The following is a 16,828-nucleotide window of genomic DNA, read 5'->3' on the forward strand; positions in this document are numbered from 1 at the left end:
GTGAACGCCGTAGCCTCCCACCTGCCCAATACGCTGCTTCCCGACACGGGTGAGCCGGGCTTCGGCGTATACGTCCATTGGCCGTTTTGTGCTGCCAAGTGTCCCTATTGCGACTTCAACAGCCATGTCCGCCATCAGCCGGTGGATCAGGCCCGTTTCACCGCCGCTTTCCTCAAGGAGATGGAAACGATGCGGAACATGAGCGGCCCGAAAGTCGTGACCAGCATTTTTCTTGGCGGCGGTACGCCGTCGCTGATGGATCCTTCAACCGTCGAGGCGATCCTCAACGGCATTGCCCGTCACTGGAACGTTCCGGATGGAATCGAGATTACCATGGAAGCCAACCCCTCCAGTGTCGAGGCGGAGCGTTTTCGTGGTTATCGGGCAGCCGGTGTCAATCGTGTATCCATGGGCGTGCAGGCCCTCAACGATGCCGATCTCAAATTTCTCGGCCGGCTGCATGATGTTGCGGATGCTTTGAAAGCGATACGGCTGGCGCGTGAGATTTTTCCGCGCATGTCCTTCGACCTTATCTATGCCCGGCCCAGGCAGACGGTTGAAGCGTGGGAAGCCGAGCTTAAGGAGGCAATTTCCTATGCCGTTGACCATCTGTCGCTCTACCAGCTGACAATCGAGGAAGGCACGCCCTTTTACGGATTGCACAAGGCAGGCAAGCTCATTGTGCCGGATGACGATCAATCCGCCTTGTTTTACGAGGCAACGCAGGAAATCACTGCACGTCACGGCATGCCGGCCTATGAAGTCTCCAATCATGCCAAGCCCGGCGCCGAGAGCCGCCATAACCTGACCTATTGGCGTTATGGCGATTATGCGGGTATCGGGCCGGGTGCACATGGTCGTCTTACCCGTGGCCGTAACAAGATCGCCACCGCCACCGAGCGCCGTCCCGAAACTTGGCTTGAGCGTGTAGAGGCCGAAGGCCACGGGATGAACGATCAGGAAGTGCTCGGCTACGATGAGCAGGCCGATGAGTTGCTGCTGATGGGGCTGCGCCTCACCGAAGGCGTCGATCTCGCCCGCTGGCAGGAACTCTCCGGCCGCGATCCGGATCCTGTCCGGGAGCAGACTTTACTGGAACACGGGTTTATCGAGCGTCTCGGCAACTCGCGTCTGCGCTGCACGCCAAAGGGGATGCTTATCCTCGACGCGGTCGTTGCTGATCTCGCCTGCTAAAGCAATCCCAGCAAAAGCGGGAACCGGTTTTGCTGGGATTACGGCAAAAAATAGACAGGCCCGTTTCGCGTTTCGAAGAAACGCGGAAATGATCTGATCAATCGATTTTTATGAAAAGGAAAGCGGCATTCAAGCCGCGTTATTGGCCTGCTCTTCATTGAGGAAGGCATAGATCGCGGAGGCGGAATCGGTCTGCCTCAGTTTCGCGGCAAGATCTTGGTCACGCAGCACACGTGCAATGCGCGACAGCGCCTTGAGATGGTCGGCGCCAGCGCCTTCCGGAGCAAGAAGAAGGAATACGAGATCCACCGGTTCGTCATCCAGTGCCTCGAAATCGACAGGGCTCTCCAACCGCGCAAAAATGCCGCTGATCGATGAAATACCGTTAAGCTTCCCATGTGGAATGGCGATGCCATGTCCCACACCCGTCGATCCCAGCCGCTCGCGCTGCAGGATGACGTCAAAGATTTCCCGTTCGGAAACGCCCGTCAGCTTGGCGGCCTTAGTCGCCAATTCCTGCAGGAGCTGTTTCTTGGAGGTCGCTTTTAAGGCAGGGATAATCGCATCTTGATGCAGCAGATCTGCCAATGCCATTCGTTTCTTCCTTTGTGCCGCGAAGGCAGGGGAAGCGTCGTTGCCGACGCCTCCCGAGTTTCGTTAGTTCTTGATATTGGTGGAGTCGATCCAGCCAATATTGCCGTCGTGGCGCCTGTAAACGATGTTCAGCTTCTCGTCACCGGGGCTACGGAAAAGAAGCACGGGTTCATCCGTCATATCCAATGCCATGACGGCCGTCGCAACTGACATCGTCCTCAGTTGCTTGGTAGTTTCGGCAACGATCGTCGGAGCAAAATCGTCCGGCACATCATCTGCCTCTTCAGGCACCCGGTCCATGACCGTGTAAGCCACTTCGGCAAAGCCGTTCTGCTGGTTGGTGCCAGCGTGATGATCCTTCAGGCGGCGCTTATAGCGACGCAGACGCTTCTCTATACGCTCGGCGGCAGCATCGAAACTACCTTGTGGATCATTGGCTTCGCCTGCGGCGTGAAGCACGATCCCCGTATCGAGATGCACTTTGCAATCAGCAGAAAAACGTGGGCCGGATTTCTCTACGATAACCTGGCTTGAATAGCCTCCATCGAAGTATTTGGTTATGGCCTCCCCGATATGGTCCTCGATCTTTTGGCGGAAAGAATCACCGATTTCCATATGCTTACCGGAAACACGCACACTCATGGAATTATTCCTTCTTGTCGTGACTTGCGTGTTCCAGTCTACGCCAAGCCGCTCTCTCATCCAAGCCGTCCGAACCGATTGCAGCAAAATAGCGCTACCCGTCCTGCCTTGCGCGGAATTATGGGGAAGCCCCGCTAGCGGCGGCGCTTCTAGCCTTCGTTGGAAGGGAAGTCAACGTCTCGACCTATGGATGCATCGCAAGGCTGCTTACAACATGGCTACTCTGGCCGCAGCGCGCTTCTCTCGTCGGCGTTGAACCGACGAGGGAATGTTCATGGCTTCCCGATACTTGGCGACCGTGCGGCGGGCGAGCTCGACTCCTGCCTGCTTGAGGCTGGTCACGATGTCGTCATCGGAAAGAACGGCGTCCGCAGCTTCCTGTGTTATCAGCATCTTGATTTTGTGGCGAACGGCCTCGGCGGAGTGGCTGTCGCCACCTTCATCGGCCGATCCGATCGAAACCGTGAAGAAGTATTTGAGCTCGAACATGCCCCGCGGCGTCAGCATGTACTTGTTCGAAGTAACGCGGCTTACCGTGGACTCGTGCATCTTTATGGCTTCTGCAACGGTCTTCAGATTGAGCGGGCGCAGGTGATCGACACCGTGCATGAGAAAAGCGTCCTGCTGGCGGACGATCTCTGTCGCGACCTTCATGATCGTCTTTGCGCGCTGGTCCAGGCTGCGGGTCAGCCAGTTGCCGTTCTGCAGGCAATCGGAAAGAAATGCGTAATCCCCGCTGTTTTTCGGGCAGTTCTTCGATACCTGTTGAAAATAGGTCTGGTTGACCAGAACGCGTGGCAGGGTTTCCGGATTGAGTTCCACCGCCCAGCCGCCGATATTGGCAGGACGGACAACGATGTCCGGCGAAATAACATCAGCGACCTGAGTTGCGAAATCCGCACCCGGCTTCGGGTTCAGTTGGCGAATTTCAGCAAACATGTCGATGAGGTCCTCGTCATCGACGCCGCATAACTTTCTGAGATTTGCGAAATCACGCTTCGCCAAGAGGTCTAGGTGGCGGACCAAGGTATCCATGGCGGGATCGAGCCGATCCCTTTGTTTAAGCTGGATCGCCAGGCATTCGCCGAGTGAACGGGCAAATATGCCGGGTGGATCAAGTGTCTGCAGGCGCACCAGTACTTGCTCGGCATACTCGGTCGTTATGCCGAGCCTGGCAGCGATCTCGTCGAGGTCGGCCTGAAGATATCCGGCATCGTCCAGTTCTTCATTTAGCTGCTGGGCAATAAGGCGATCCTGCGACTGTTTGAGCAGCAGCGGGATTTGCTGGCTGATGTGCTCCCGTAGGCCGACTTCGCTGGCAATGAAATCGTTGATATCGTAATCGTCGCCGGCATCACCCGCTGGCATCGATTTCCATTGGCCCATTAGCTCGGGCGCATCTCCTCGCCGCTCGGGCGGGTCGTCGGGAAAGACATTTTCAGTGCCGCCGTCCAGGCCTTCGCCAAACGTTTCTGTAATGACGATACCCTGCTCGTCCCGCCATGCTCCCGCATCGACATCGGCTTCTGCGGCAATGTGATCCGTTGTGTCGCCATAGCCCAATTCTGCGCCACTTTCGCCGTCCGATGGCGAAATTTCGAGCAGTGGGTTCTTTTCTATTTCCTGTGCGATGAATTGGTTCAGTTCGAAATGCGTCATCTGCAGCAGCTGAATCGACTGCATCAGCTGCGGAGTCATCACAAGCGATTGGGTCTGTCGCAGGAAAAGGCTGGCGGTTAAACCCATAGTGGACGCTAAACTCCCAAAACACCCGGCCGCGCACTCATTGCGTGGCCGTCATGCGCATCTGGCACAAGAATTGCTTTTTTGAGAGATTTGGTCAAGCGCCGAGGTGGCGGAATTGTGACGCTATTTTAAAGGCTGAACTTGTCACCAAGGTAAAGTCGACGGACATCCTGGTTGTTAACGATGTCAGAAGCCCGGCCGTGGGTCAGCACTTCACCCGCATGGATGATATAGGCTCTATCGATAAGACCGAGCGTCTCACGCACGTTGTGATCGGTTATCAGTACGCCAATGCCGCGTGCCGTCAAGTGTCGGACAAGATTCTGGATATCCGATACGGAAATTGGATCGACACCTGCAAAAGGTTCGTCGAGCAGCATGAACGACGGGTCTGTCGCCAGTGCCCGGGCAATTTCCAGGCGGCGTCGTTCGCCGCCCGATAAGGCCACGGCTGCAGACTTGCGGAGCTGGCTGATGTGAAATTCTTCCAGCAATTCGTCGAGCTTCGCTTCTCGCTTGTCCCGGTTGGGCTCGTGGACCTCGAGCACGGCACGGATATTGTCTTCCACCGACAACCCACGAAAGATCGAAGCCTCTTGCGGCAGGTAGCCGACACCAAGCCGCGCACGGCGATACATCGGCATGCGCGTTACTTCATTGCCGTTGATCGCGATCATTCCCTCATCCACCGGAACAAGGCCGGTGATCATGTAGAAGCAGGTTGTTTTGCCCGCGCCATTCGGCCCGAGCAGGCCAACGGCCTCCCCACGGCGCACGACCAGCGATACGCCGTTCACAACGCGTCTTGTGTCATAGGTCTTGGAAAGTCCATGCGCGACGAGGGTCCCCTCATAGCGCGCCTTGTCGCGTGCGATAAAGGGTTCGGGCGAAGGCGTTTTCCTTGCCGTCAACTGGGGGAGAAAAGGAAGTTTCACGTTATGAGTCTATTGCTTGGGCCGCGACTTTGGGTCGAGCATGATTTCAACGCGACCGCCGCAGCTGTCGAGCTTGGCCTGGCCGCTCGCCATCTGCACAGTCAGCTTGCAGCCTTTGAACACATTCGGTCCATCGGAAAGCACAACCTGCTTGCCGGTCAGCACAAACGTCTGGCTCGCCATGTCGAACTGGCCAGCTTCGGCTGTCGCTTGCTGCGTACCCGAACTCAGGAAAACCGTCTCATCGAGAAAAATCTTGTCGATGTCGGCGTTGCCGCTGGAAATCGACGCCGCACCGCCGTCGCCATTGGCTTTCTCTTTGTACTGAACGGTCATCTTGCCGGCCTTCAGTGTGGTTGTGCCCTGCACAACATTCACATTACCGGTGAAATAAGCCTTTTTTTCCTGATCCTTGATCTCCAGCTGGTCGCTCTGGATCTGGATAGGCTGATCGTTCGACAGCTTGAGACCGCTCATGTTGCTCGTTGTAGACTGAGCAAAGGCGGAAACACTGAGGCAGGAAAACATGGCCACCGCGGTCGCGGCAGGAATGCTGAGTGAAAAACAACGATGCATCATGGCGGCCGGGCTCTATTTGCCTTTGTTGCGGATGGCTGCGGGATCGAGATGGACCCGAACCTTACCGGTGAAGTTGAGGGTATGCCCCTTATCGGTGATCTTCATGGAATCTGCAACAATAGAGCCTTGGCTCATCGAGATATTAACCGCATCGGGCGTGTTCATCGTCCCGCCGGGAATATCGAGATGAGCAGATTGGAAGTGGGCGGTGATCCCGTTGCTCAGATTGACGTCGAATGGTGCAGTCAGATCCAGGATGTCGGCACCACGGTCGAAATCTGCACTTGTTGCGGTTACGCGCGCGATCAGGTCGTCATTGATCGGCACTGCCGCTTTGACGTCCTTGAGCGTGATTTTATTAGGGTTTTGGATGTCCTGAAGAGCTTTGTTGGCCAGCATAGAGTAGCTGATCCCGTCACTGTTGCGGCCGGATATGGCGGGCCGCTCCATGACAATCTTTCCGTCTTCTATCTTGGCGCTCTCGATTGACAGATTTTCTGGCAGATAGGTCCGGACAATGGCAACGCCAATAAAGCCAAGCGAAATTAGGCCCGCAGCCACAGGTAGGAGAATTTTCAGCCGGCTGACGCGCGAAGAATGGGACAGCGCAGCATCGTAAGCGCTTGTCGGCGCCTGTATCGATGCGAGTATGCTTCCTGTCTTTCGTATATGCTGCAGCATGAAGCTCCATTTCGTCGTTTCCGGCGATCTCTTCGCTAGCCGATAGGGCAGGGCGATCAATCGTCGACCGCCAATATGGTTTTTATTCTTCAACAAACAATAATGGAGAACATAAAAACGTGATACGAACCGCTGCAATCGGGCAAATTGGGGCCTATGTAAAGCGCTTTAGGCATTAAGGGAAATTTTATGGACCAAATGGCAATCGCGGATCGGCGCCAGTTGCGCCGCAAGCTCAGCTTCTGGCGCGTCGCGGCATTGATCTTTTTGGCGGCCATTGGCTTCGTATCCTATTGGGCAATCGCCGGTGAGCAATCCGGTTCTGCCGTCCCCCATATCGCTCGCGTGAATATCTCCGGAATGATCACGGATGACCGTGAGCTGATCGAGCGTCTTGATCGTGTTGCGGAAAGTAGCCAGGCCAAGGCCTTGATCGTCTCTATTTCCTCACCCGGCGGAACCACCTATGGTGGCGAGCGCCTCTATCAGGCCATCCGCAAGGTGGCCGAAAAGAAGCCGGTCGTTTCCGACATTCGCACCTTGGCGGCATCTGCCGGTTACATGATCGCTACGGCCGGAGACACGATTATTGCCGGCGAAAGCTCGATCACCGGGTCGATCGGCGTCATTTTCCAGTATCCGCAGGCCGATGAGCTGATGAAGAAGATCGGTGTATCGCTCGAGGAAATAAAGTCCTCACCGCTTAAGGCCGAGCCGTCGCCTTTCCATCCGGCCAGCGAGGAAGCCAAGGGCATGATCCGCAACATGATCATGGATAGCTATGGCTGGTTTGTGGACCTTGTGGCCGAACGCAGAAAGCTACCGCGCGACGAGGTTTTGAAACTTGCTGACGGCACGATCTTCACCGGAAGGCAGGCTTTGAACGTCAAGCTCATCGACAAGCTCGGCGGCGACGACGACATTCTGGATTATCTTGATACGCGCGACGTTTCCCGCGATCTGCCGATTGTCGAGTGGAAAAAGAGCGATTCCTCGTCGTCCTTCTGGTTTGCCCATGCGCTGACGGGGCTTTTCCGTTATCTCGGTGTCACTCTGCCGATCACGCCGGATGCGATCGATGGTTGGGGTTCCGGCAAGTTGTTCCTTGACGGTCTTGTCTCGGTTTGGCAGGTTGGCAAAGGTTGAAAATCTAATTTTTTCAGGGGGCAACCGTGATTAAGTCTGAATTGGTACAGATCGTTGCGGCACGCAATCCGCATCTCTACCATCGCGACGTCGAGAACATCGTCAATGCCGTGCTCGATGAAATCACGGATGCGCTTGCTGGCGGTAACCGGGTTGAGCTGCGTGGTTTCGGCGCTTTCTCGGTAAAGAACCGTCCGTCGCGTTCTGGGCGCAACCCGCGTACGGGTGAGAGCGTCTTTGTCGAGGAAAAATGGGTGCCGTTTTTCAAAACCGGTAAAGAGTTGCGTGAGCGCCTCAACCCGGGCATGGCCGACGAGGACGATTGAGCGCGGATATCGCCGCAGGGTCTTGAAACTGTGGCGTCCGGGCCAATCTGCTATGGCTGAATGAGAAATTGCCGGAGTGACCTATGACGAAGCTTAAGCGTATTGTTTCGCTTGTCGTTTTCGTGCCGATTGGCATCGTCCTGATTGTCTTGGCGGTGGCGAACAGGCAGGTGGTCACACTGGCGCTAAACCCGTTCCGTCCACAAGACAGCATATTGTCCGTTTCGGCGCCGTTCTTTGTTTTCGTTTTCCTTGCGCTCTTGGTGGGCATGGTGATCGGTGCTTCTGTGACGTGGTGGAAACAAGGCCACTATCGCCGCCAGGCTCGCGTCGAAGCCAAGGAAGCGGTGAAATGGCAGAAAGAGCATAAGGCGATCGCCGCTCGACGGGGCTGACAGATGGCGAAACGGCCCCGGTTCCTTCGCAGTCTCGCGTAACCGCTGTGATGAAATCTTCCTGACATCGTGGGCTATTTTTTTGCGGCCCGCAGACCTGGAATAGCCCTATCCTGCTCCCCGCATTTGCTTTCGTCGCGTATGATCGCATGGGCTTTGCCGAATGCGCTGCAGATGCTATCTGCACGAAAATGAAAGCGAAGGATCAACCGTTGAAGAGCAGAGACAAGCGGATGGGGCAGAAGGCTCCTTCTCGGGGCGGCAATGCGCAGGACCGGCATAGCGTCACCGGCAAGCCGAAGTCTCCCGTTGCCGCATCGCGTCCGAAAGCAAGCGACAAGGCGAGCGAGGTCAAGCCCGTCATCAGCCAGTCTGCAGCGCAAACGCGACCGCTTATGGTACGAGAGGGCGATCTGCCGAAAGAAAATGTTCCGATTATCCTTGAGTCGCAGAATGCCGGCGATTTCCACCTGGTCGACAGCGGCAAGGGTCTCAAGCTCGAAAAATACGGTCCGTATTTTGTCGTCAGGCCCGAGGCGCAGGCGCTCTGGCAGCCATCTCTTTCAGCGGACGTCTGGAGCAGGGCGGATGCGGTCTTCACCGGCAACACCGATGAAGACGGCATGGGCCGCTGGAAGTTTCCACGCGAAGCTCTTGGCGAGACCTGGCCGCTCTCGCTGCTCGACATCGATTTTCAGGGCCGCTTTACCGCATTCCGCCATATGGGCTTTTTCCCGGAGCAGATCGTTCACTGGACCTGGGTAAGGGATCAAGTGGAAGAGGCAAAGGCCAAGGGCCGTACGCTCAGGGTGCTCAATCTATTCGGTTACACCGGGGTAGCGTCGCTGGTAGCAGCCGCTGCCGGCGCGGAGGTGACCCATGTCGATGCCTCTAAGAAGGCCATCGGCTGGGCGCGGGAAAACCAGGCTCTTTCGCGTCTCGACAAGGCTCCGATCCGCTGGATCTGCGAGGATGCGATGAAATTCATCCTGCGCGAGGAGCGCCGGGGCAGCACTTACGATATCATACTCACCGACCCGCCGAAATTCGGCCGTGGTCCGAATGGCGAAGTCTGGGAGCTTTTCGAGCACCTGCCCGTCATGCTCGACGTCTGCCGTGAACTTCTGTCGAAGAATTCCGTCGGACTGGTCCTCACTGCCTATTCCATCCGGGCGAGCTTCTATTCCATCCACGAGCTGATGCGCGAGACGATGCGCGGTGCCGGTGGCACGGTGGAATCGGGTGAACTCGTCATTCGTGAGACGGGTATCGACGGCAAGGCCCGTGGCCGTGCCCTATCCACCTCACTCTTCAGCCGCTGGGTTTCCCAATGACAGACGAATTCAGAAAGCCGGGTGCCCGCAAGGTCGGGCAGGTGAAGGAAGTTACCTCGCTCGCCAACCCGATCATCAAGGATATCAAGGCGCTTTCCAACAAGAAGGACCGCGAAGCGGCCGGGATCTTCATGGCCGAAGGCCTGAAGCTCGTCATAGACGCGCTGGAACTCGGATGGGAAATCCGCACTCTCATTTATGCCAAGGCCGCCAAGGGCAAGCCACTGGTCGAGCAGGCCGCCACCCGCACGGTGGCAAATGGTGGCCTTGTTCTGGAAGTTTCCGAAAAGGTCCTCTCGTCGGTTACCCGTCGCGACAATCCGCAAATGGTTGTCGGCATTTTCGAACAACGCTGGAAGCGTCTGGAAGACCTTGCACCTGGCAGGGATGAAACCTTGGTGGCGCTCGATCGCGTCCGCGATCCCGGCAATCTCGGCACGATCATACGCACGGCAGATGCTGCCGGTGCTTCCGCCGTCATCCTCGTTGGCGATTGCACTGATCCGTTCTCGCTTGAAACCGTCCGTGCCACGATGGGCTCGGTCTTCGCACTTCCCGTGGTGAAATGCTCGGCGGACGAGTTTCTTGGCTGGCATAAGCGTTCAGGCGTCAATGTCGTCGCAACCCATCTTGCCGGTGCCGTCGATTATCGTACGGCCGACTACAAGAGCAAACCGGTCGTCATCCTGATGGGCAACGAACAGTCCGGCCTGCCGGACAATCTGGCCAAGGCCGCCAATCGTACCGTGCGCATACCTCAGCAGGGCCTTGCCGACAGCCTCAATCTGGCCGTCGCAACCGCCGTCATGCTTTTCGAAGCGCGCCGCCACCTTTTGACGTTGGAAGACAGAACATGACGCAACGCGTAACACCTCTGTCTCGCCCCCTGATTGCGGGGATCGTCATCGTGGCCGCAGTCCTCCTCGATCAGCTGATCAAGCTAGCGGTTGAAGCCTACCTGCCCATGCACGAAGCAGTGCCGGTCATCCCGTTCCTGGCGCTCTTCCGAACGTATAATCTCGGTGTTGCCTTCTCGCTTCTGTCCGGCATGGAGCGCGAATTCATTATTGGCATGCGCATCGTCATCGTTGGTGTCGTTCTCTGGCTTTGGCGCCGCACCCCGGTTTCGAGAACATTTGCGCATGCAGGTTTCACCCTGATTATCGCCGGCGCCGTCGGTAACCTGATCGACGGTTTGGTCTATGGTCACGTCATAGATTACATCCTGTTTCATACAGAGACGTGGTCGTTTGCCGTCTTCAATCTGGCCGACAGCTTCATAACTATCGGAGCCGGCTTGGTTATTCTGGATGAGCTTATCGGATCGAAATCGGGCGATTAAGTCCCTGTTAAGCCGTCGGCCTAAGGATTGCGAAGGAAAGCCCGTGTAGGCTTAATCCATGCGCACCCTCGCCGAGTTGCAAGACAGATTGACCAAGGCCTTCTCCCAGCCCCATTCTGCTGAAGGGCAGGCGGAGCAATTGTCTGAACTCATCGTCGAGCCGCCCGCAGAAATGGATTTCTTCGCTGCTGTAACCCCGCGGCACCTGAGCCCACTGCAGAACCTTATTTTCCAGTTGAAACGTTTGTCGCCCGGCCGGCACTCGCTGAAGAACCGCCTGAAAGAATCCGAAGCCGCTAGCGAGGCGAAATCGCGCCGCCTTTCGACGGTCGTGCATGAGATCCGAACGCCACTGAATGGCATTCTCGGCATGACACATCTGCTCAGCCAGACGAAGCTGACCGCGGAGCAGCAGAACTATCTCAGCGGCATTCGCCAGTCCGGCCATCTCCTGGCCCAGCTGGTCGATGATATCCTCGATCTCTCGACTATGGAGGCAGGCCGTTTCCGGCTGAACACGAGGGCGGAAAATCTCCGCCAGTTGCTCGAAAGCGTCGTCGAGATGCTCTCCCCACGCGCCCACGAAAAACGCATCGAGATTGCCGCGACCTTTGCCGCCGATCTTCCTGAATTGCTGGATTTCGATCCCGCCCGCCTTCGCCAGGTTCTATTCAATGTGATGGGCAACGCGGTAAAATTCACCTCCAGCGGTGGTGTGCTCGTTCGGGTGACCCTTGCTGAGGCTAACGTCGAAATCGCTGTCACCGATACCGGTCCGGGAATGACACCTCAAGAGCAGGCGAGAATCTTCGGTGAGTTCGAACAGGTCGGATCGGTGGAGGCTCGCAGTGGAGGGACAGGCCTCGGCCTCGGCATCGCGTCGCGCATTCTGGCGGAGTTCGACGGTTCTCTTTCGGTCAAGAGCCGTAAGGGTGAGGGCAGTACCTTCACAATTCGATTCCCTGTTCGCCTTGCCGAAGATGTGGCCGCGGGCGAAACCGATAGAAGCGGCATGCTGGCGCGGTCTCGGGTGATCTTGCTCGCGCCGCAAGGGCCAACGGCTCAGGCTACCGTTGCAACGATCGAGGCGCTGGGCGGCCGTTGCCGCCACCTCCTCAGCACACAGGACGTGTCGATGCTGATCGATAGGGCGGCGGAGATATCGATGCCTTTCACGGATCTGATCGTCGATCACCGGCTGGCATCGGATTATGCCTGCGAGCCGCTTCACAAACCTCTGCATCGCATTCTCCTCGTCAATCCGGAGGAGCGGGCCTCGCAGCCGCAGGATCTGTTCGATGCCTGGCTGATCCGCCCCCTGCGAGAGCGGTCGCTTGTCGACGTGTTGAGTGGCCGCATGCGTGGTTTCAGCCGTATCGACAATCAGTCGCAGAGCGTGCCGTCCCATGCGGATGGGATCGAAGCATTTGTGCCTTTCGATATCCAAAGAGAGTTGGATATCGTTCTTGCCGAAGATGATCCGGTCAGTGCCATGCTGCTGCGTACCATGTTGCAGAAGAATGGTCACAAGGTTCGATGGGTCACGGATGTCCCAAGTTTCCACAATCTTGTTCGCGCGCCCGGCGCGCCGCCTGACCTGATTATAACCGACTTGAACATGCCGGGTGGGGATCCGTTGGATGTTGTCACCGATCTGCGCGTGGCCGAAAAAACAATGAATAGTCTCGCAGTTCCGGTGATCGTCTTGACCGGCGAAGATCGCGACGAGGCTCTGCAAAACGCGTTGACTGCCGGTGCACAAAGGGTCCTGCAAAAACCCGTAGAGCCAGCCCGTTTACTCGCTGACATTGGTCATCTTCTCTCGGAGAATATTGCGCGTCAGCGTCTCCGTTGACGGATTCTTAGCCGCAGCCTATTGTGACAATCGATGTCACGTTCCTGTTGCAGAGACGTGATTAATGGCGGTGATCCAACCGGTACGGGTGACTCACCATGGCAATCGAACTCCTGAACCGCGAATTGACCCTCGATCATCCCTCGACACCGGCGCCTTCCATCGAGAAGAGCGATGTATTCGGCCGCATAGGCTCGTTGGAAACACGGCTTGCGCGCAACAGCCGGGAGATCGATGCGGCACAGTCGGTTCGCTATCGCGTTTTCGTTGAAGAGATGAATGCGATGCTGCCTCCCGAGGCGATGCATCTCAGGCGCGATTTCGATAGCTATGACGATATCTGCGATCATCTCCTAGTGGTCGACAATGCGATTGATGGCGAAATCGAAGATCAGATCGTTGGCACCTACCGCCTGTTGCGCCAGGAAGTCGCAATGGCCAACGGTGGTTTCTATTCCGCCTCGGAATTCGATATCGAGCCGCTCCTGAAGCGCCATCCCGACAAGCAGTTCATGGAGCTCGGCCGCTCTTGCGTCCTGCCCGATTACCGCACGAAGCGGACCGTGGAACTACTCTGGCAGGGCAACTGGGCTTACGCACTGAGGCACGGCATGGGCGCAATGTTCGGCTGCGCATCCTTCCCCGGTGTCGATCCGCAGGAACATGCGCTCGCTCTTTCCTTCCTGCACCAGAACTCACTGGTGAAGGATGAATGGATGGTGTCGGCCAAATCGGATCTCTATCGCAAGATGGACATGATCCCCGCCGACGAGATCAATCCGCGCCAGGCCCTGTCGGCCATGCCACCGCTGGTGAAAGGCTATCTGCGCCTCGGCGCGATGATTGGCGATGGTGCCGTAGTCGATCAGGCCTTCAACACGACAGACGTCCTGATCGTCCTGCCGATCGCCGTCATCTCCGGCCGCTACATTAACCATTTCGGCGCGGACGCAGGTCGGTTCGCCAGCTGATAATCTTATCGGGCGAGCCTGATAGGTCCCTTGTAACGGGCAATGGTCTCGTCCGAGGTCAAGAGAAGCATGCCTTCCGACAGCGCCTGTGCGATCAGGATACGGTCGAACGGGTCCTTGTGGATTGGCGGTAAGGCTTCCAGTGCGAAAGCGTGTTCACTGGTTATGGGTAATTCCTGAAAACCGTTATCCAGCAAGGCTCGGTACAGCACACGGGGGTGAACCGGGATGTCGTCTCGTCCGAGAGCGTGCTTGACTGATAGCTCCCATATGCTGGCTGCGCTGAAGAAAAGGCTATTGTCGGTATCTTCTATCAGCAGTCTGGCCTGCGCTGGAAGTTTGGTGCTCATGGCAGCCAGCCAGACCAGAATATGAGAATCCAGCAACAGCTTCATTTATCTTCGCCATAGAACATATCTTCGATTTCTTTGGCGAACATGGTGTCGAAATCGTCCGGTACGGAAAACTTACCATCAAGAAAGCCGATCCGGCGTTTCTTTTTTGGCGCGTCCGCCGGCGCTTCCTCCAGCGGAACAACCTTCACCATCGGCTTCCCTGCCTTGGCGATGACGAATCCCTCACCATTCGCGGCCTCTTCGACGAGCCGCGAGAGATGTGTCTTTGCTTCGTGAATATTGACCGTCTTCATGGCAGATGTCTCGAGTGGACTTAGTTCACTGAACTTAGTCCACTCGGGCGGTCATATCAAGAAATGCTTACGAGCCTGCATTGTAGGCGGCGATTGCTGCCATGTTGACGATCTCGCTGTCCTTGGCGCCCATCTGGGTGATCTGCACCGACTTGTCGAGACCGACGAGAAGCGGGCCGATCAGCGTCGAGCCGCCGAGTTCCTGCAACATGCGCGTGGCGATCGAAGCCGAGTGGATCGCCGGCATGACCAGAACATTCGCCGTGCCCGAAAGCCTGCAGAACGGATATTGCTCCATGCGTGTGGCATTGAGCGCCACGTCCGCGGCGATCTCGCCATCATACTCGAAATCGACCCGGCGGCTGTCGAGAATTTTCACCGCCTCGCGCACGCGCTCGGAACGCTCCCCGACCGACTGGCCGAAGTTGGAGTAGGCGAGCATTGCCACGCGTGGTTCATAGCCCATGCGACGCGCGACGCGTGCGGCCTCGGTCGCGATATCGGCAAGATCCTCTGCATTCGGCTGGTCGTGCACTGCCGTGTCGGCAACGAATATCGTGCGGCCACGGGCAACGACGAGCGAGACGCCAATCACCCGGTGGCCTGGCTTGGTGGAGATGCAGCGCCGCACATCTGCAAGCGCCGAGGCGTAGTTGCGGGTCGTGCCGGTCACCATCGCATCCGCATCGCCGACCGCGACCATCGTTGCAGCAAAATGATTGCGGTCATTGTTGATTAGGCGCTGCACGTCGCGCAGCAGGTAGCCCTGACGCTGAAGCTTGGCATAGAGGTGATCGGTATAGGCCTCTGTCCGCTTCGAAATGCGGGCGTTGACGATTTCGATGCCGGGTTGGTCGAGATCGATCCCGGCCTTTTCCGCGGTCGCCCGGATCACGTCGTCGCGGCCGAGCAGGATGGCTGTGCCAAGCTCCTGGTTGCAGAAGGAGATCGCGGCGCGCATCACCTGCTCTTCTTCGGCCTCGGCAAAGACGACCCGCTTTGGGAAGCGTCGTACCCGGTCATAGATGCTCTGTGTCGTGGCCGCGATCGGATCGCGCCGCGCAGCAAGTTCGCGCCCGTAAGCCGCAATGTCGGTTATCTCGCGACGCGCCACGCCACTTTCCATCGCAGCCTGCGCAACCGCCATCGGAATGGCCGAGATCAGGCGGGGATCGAACGGGACGGGAATGATATACTGCGCGCCGAAACGCGGACGCACGCCCTGATAGGCGGCAGCCACATCGTCCGGTACAGTCTCGCGGGCAAGATTGGCAAGCGCCTGCGCTGCGGCGATCTTCATCGCGTCGTTAATCTGCCGGGCGCGAACATCGAGCGCGCCGCGGAAGATGTAAGGGAAGCCAAGCACGTTGTTGACCTGGTTCGGATAATCCGAGCGGCCGGTCGCCATGATCGCGTCGTCACGAATGCGCGCCACTTCCTCGGGCGTGATCTCCGGATCCGGATTGGCCATGGCGAAGATGATCGGCTTGGGCGCCATGGAGCGGATCATCTCTTCGGTAAAGGCGCCCTTCTGGGAAAGACCGAAGACCACGTCAGCGCCATTCATCGCTTCTTCCAGTGAGCGGCGGTCCGTCTTGGCGGCATGCGCTGATTTCCACTGGTTCATGCCCTCGCTGCGGCCCTGGTAGATCACGCCCTTGGTGTCGCAGAGAATGATGTTTTCCGGGGCAAAACCCATCGCCTTGATAAGCTCGATACAGGCGATTGCGGCAGCACCGGCACCGTTGCAGACGAGTTTGGTGGTCTTTAGATCGCGACCGGTCAGCTCAAGCGCATTGATCAGGCCGGCAGCGGCGATGATTGCCGTGCCATGCTGGTCGTCATGGAAAACCGGGATATCCATCAGCTCGCGCAGCCGGCTTTCGATGATGAAACATTCTGGCGCCTTGATGTCTTCGAGATTGATGCCGCCGAAGGACGGGCCGAGATAACGCACGCAGTTGATGAACTCGTCGACATTCTCGGTGTCCACCTCAAGATCGATGGAATCGACATCGGCAAAGCGCTTGAACAGAACCGACTTGCCTTCCATGACCGGCTTGGATGCCAGCGCACCTAGATTGCCGAGGCCGAGGATTGCCGTGCCATTGGAGATGACGGCCACCATGTTGCCGCGGGTCGTGTAGTCATAGGCCTTGGCAGGATCGGCAGCGATCGCCAAAACCGGAACCGCAACACCTGGCGAATAGGCAAGTGACAGGTCGCGTTGCGTGGCCATCGGCTTGGTCGGCGTGATTTCGAGCTTGCCGGGGCGCCCATCGGAGTGAAAATCGAGTGCTTCCTGCTCGGTTACCGATGTTCGCGTGCTTGCTGTCTTATCGTTCACGACCATATCCTCCAGCTTCCTGTGGGCAGCTTCGCCTGAAGCTGCTGCAAATGTTGTCTTCCAAGGGGCTTCACCGATAGTGTTGCGACTTT

Annotated in this window: 18 protein-coding genes; 9 read left to right on the forward strand and 9 right to left on the reverse strand. The window is 57.4% G+C overall.

Features of this window, described 5'->3' with window-relative positions:
- Nucleotides 1-1,194 (forward strand): radical SAM family heme chaperone HemW, encoded by a 1,194-nt coding sequence (gene hemW, locus MRBLMR1_RS14690; protein WP_148146005.1) that lies wholly within the window; start codon nt 1-3, stop codon nt 1,192-1,194.
- Nucleotides 1,195-1,323: 129 nt separating this feature from the next.
- Here the strand turns inward: hemW and ptsN are convergent, their stop codons facing one another.
- From ptsN to lptC, 6 genes are all read right to left on the reverse strand, one after another.
- Entirely contained in the window at nt 1,324-1,788 is a 465-nt protein-coding gene (ptsN, locus tag MRBLMR1_RS14695) for a PTS IIA-like nitrogen regulatory protein PtsN (protein ID WP_148146004.1), read from the reverse strand.
- Between the two features lie 63 nt (nt 1,789-1,851).
- A complete protein-coding gene (hpf, locus tag MRBLMR1_RS14700) occupies nt 1,852-2,430 on the reverse strand; it encodes a ribosome hibernation-promoting factor, HPF/YfiA family (RefSeq protein ID WP_148146003.1) in 579 nt (192 codons plus the stop codon).
- Nucleotides 2,431-2,637: 207 nt separating this feature from the next.
- Nucleotides 2,638-4,176 carry an RNA polymerase factor sigma-54 gene (rpoN, locus tag MRBLMR1_RS14705; protein WP_148146002.1) on the reverse strand — a complete coding sequence of 513 codons (1,539 nt, stop codon included), beginning with the start codon at nt 4,174-4,176 and terminating at the stop codon, nt 2,638-2,640.
- A gap of 128 nt (nt 4,177-4,304) precedes the next feature.
- Nucleotides 4,305-5,087 carry an LPS export ABC transporter ATP-binding protein gene (gene lptB, locus MRBLMR1_RS14710; protein ID WP_148146280.1) on the reverse strand — a complete coding sequence of 261 codons (783 nt, stop codon included), beginning with the start codon at nt 5,085-5,087 and terminating at the stop codon, nt 4,305-4,307.
- Nucleotides 5,088-5,120: 33 nt separating this feature from the next.
- On the reverse strand, nt 5,121-5,690 hold the full coding sequence (locus tag MRBLMR1_RS14715) for an LptA/OstA family protein (protein WP_148146001.1): 570 nt from the start codon (nt 5,688-5,690) through the stop codon (nt 5,121-5,123).
- A 12-nt stretch (nt 5,691-5,702) separates the two neighbouring features.
- Nucleotides 5,703-6,371 carry an LPS export ABC transporter periplasmic protein LptC gene (gene lptC, locus MRBLMR1_RS14720; RefSeq protein WP_148146279.1) on the reverse strand — a complete coding sequence of 223 codons (669 nt, stop codon included), beginning with the start codon at nt 6,369-6,371 and terminating at the stop codon, nt 5,703-5,705.
- A gap of 189 nt (nt 6,372-6,560) precedes the next feature.
- Between lptC and sppA the strand changes: the two genes are divergently transcribed.
- The 8 genes from sppA (at nt 6,561) to olsB (ending at nt 13,740) form a co-directional block, all read left to right on the forward strand.
- On the forward strand, nt 6,561-7,517 hold the full coding sequence (sppA, locus tag MRBLMR1_RS14725) for a signal peptide peptidase SppA (protein WP_148146000.1): 957 nt from the start codon (nt 6,561-6,563) through the stop codon (nt 7,515-7,517).
- 26 nt (nt 7,518-7,543) lie between these two features.
- Nucleotides 7,544-7,843 (forward strand): integration host factor subunit beta, encoded by a 300-nt coding sequence (locus MRBLMR1_RS14730; protein WP_112454414.1) that lies wholly within the window; start codon nt 7,544-7,546, stop codon nt 7,841-7,843.
- A gap of 83 nt (nt 7,844-7,926) precedes the next feature.
- The gene (locus MRBLMR1_RS14735; protein WP_148145999.1) at nt 7,927-8,238 is read left to right on the forward strand and encodes a lipopolysaccharide assembly protein LapA domain-containing protein; all 312 of its coding nucleotides are present in this window, start codon (nt 7,927-7,929) and stop codon (nt 8,236-8,238) included.
- A gap of 212 nt (nt 8,239-8,450) precedes the next feature.
- A complete protein-coding gene (locus MRBLMR1_RS14740; RefSeq protein WP_500065153.1) occupies nt 8,451-9,572 on the forward strand; it encodes a class I SAM-dependent methyltransferase in 1,122 nt (373 codons plus the stop codon).
- On the forward strand, nt 9,569-10,429 hold the full coding sequence (locus tag MRBLMR1_RS14745) for a TrmH family RNA methyltransferase (protein WP_148145998.1): 861 nt from the start codon (nt 9,569-9,571) through the stop codon (nt 10,427-10,429). The genes MRBLMR1_RS14740 and MRBLMR1_RS14745 overlap by 4 nt, the downstream gene beginning before the upstream one ends.
- A complete protein-coding gene (gene lspA, locus MRBLMR1_RS14750; protein ID WP_148145997.1) occupies nt 10,426-10,914 on the forward strand; it encodes a signal peptidase II in 489 nt (162 codons plus the stop codon). The genes MRBLMR1_RS14745 and lspA overlap by 4 nt, the downstream gene beginning before the upstream one ends.
- A 58-nt stretch (nt 10,915-10,972) precedes the next feature.
- Nucleotides 10,973-12,769: an ATP-binding protein gene (locus tag MRBLMR1_RS14755; protein WP_148145996.1), complete on the forward strand. Its 1,797-nt coding sequence runs from the start codon at nt 10,973-10,975 to the stop codon at nt 12,767-12,769.
- A 98-nt stretch (nt 12,770-12,867) separates the two neighbouring features.
- Complete coding sequence (gene olsB, locus MRBLMR1_RS14760; RefSeq protein WP_148145995.1) at nt 12,868-13,740, forward strand: l-ornithine N(alpha)-acyltransferase; 873 nt, start codon at nt 12,868-12,870, stop codon at nt 13,738-13,740.
- Between the two features lie 5 nt (nt 13,741-13,745).
- Here olsB and MRBLMR1_RS14765 read toward each other — a convergent pair whose 3' ends face one another.
- From MRBLMR1_RS14765 to MRBLMR1_RS14775, 3 genes are all read right to left on the reverse strand, one after another.
- A complete protein-coding gene (locus MRBLMR1_RS14765; protein WP_148145994.1) occupies nt 13,746-14,135 on the reverse strand; it encodes a type II toxin-antitoxin system VapC family toxin in 390 nt (129 codons plus the stop codon).
- Nucleotides 14,132-14,389, reverse strand: a complete 258-nt coding sequence (locus MRBLMR1_RS14770; RefSeq protein WP_500065156.1) for a type II toxin-antitoxin system Phd/YefM family antitoxin — start codon at nt 14,387-14,389, stop codon at nt 14,132-14,134. The genes MRBLMR1_RS14765 and MRBLMR1_RS14770 overlap by 4 nt, the downstream gene beginning before the upstream one ends.
- Nucleotides 14,390-14,456: 67 nt before the next feature.
- Nucleotides 14,457-16,742 carry an NADP-dependent malic enzyme gene (locus MRBLMR1_RS14775; protein ID WP_148145992.1) on the reverse strand — a complete coding sequence of 762 codons (2,286 nt, stop codon included), beginning with the start codon at nt 16,740-16,742 and terminating at the stop codon, nt 14,457-14,459.
- Between the last annotated feature and the right edge of the window lie 86 nt (nt 16,743-16,828).

The sequence above is a fragment of the Neorhizobium sp. LMR1-1-1.1 genome (assembly GCF_040675795.1).
Classification (GTDB): Bacteria; Pseudomonadota; Alphaproteobacteria; order Rhizobiales; family Rhizobiaceae; genus Neorhizobium; species Neorhizobium cellulosilyticum.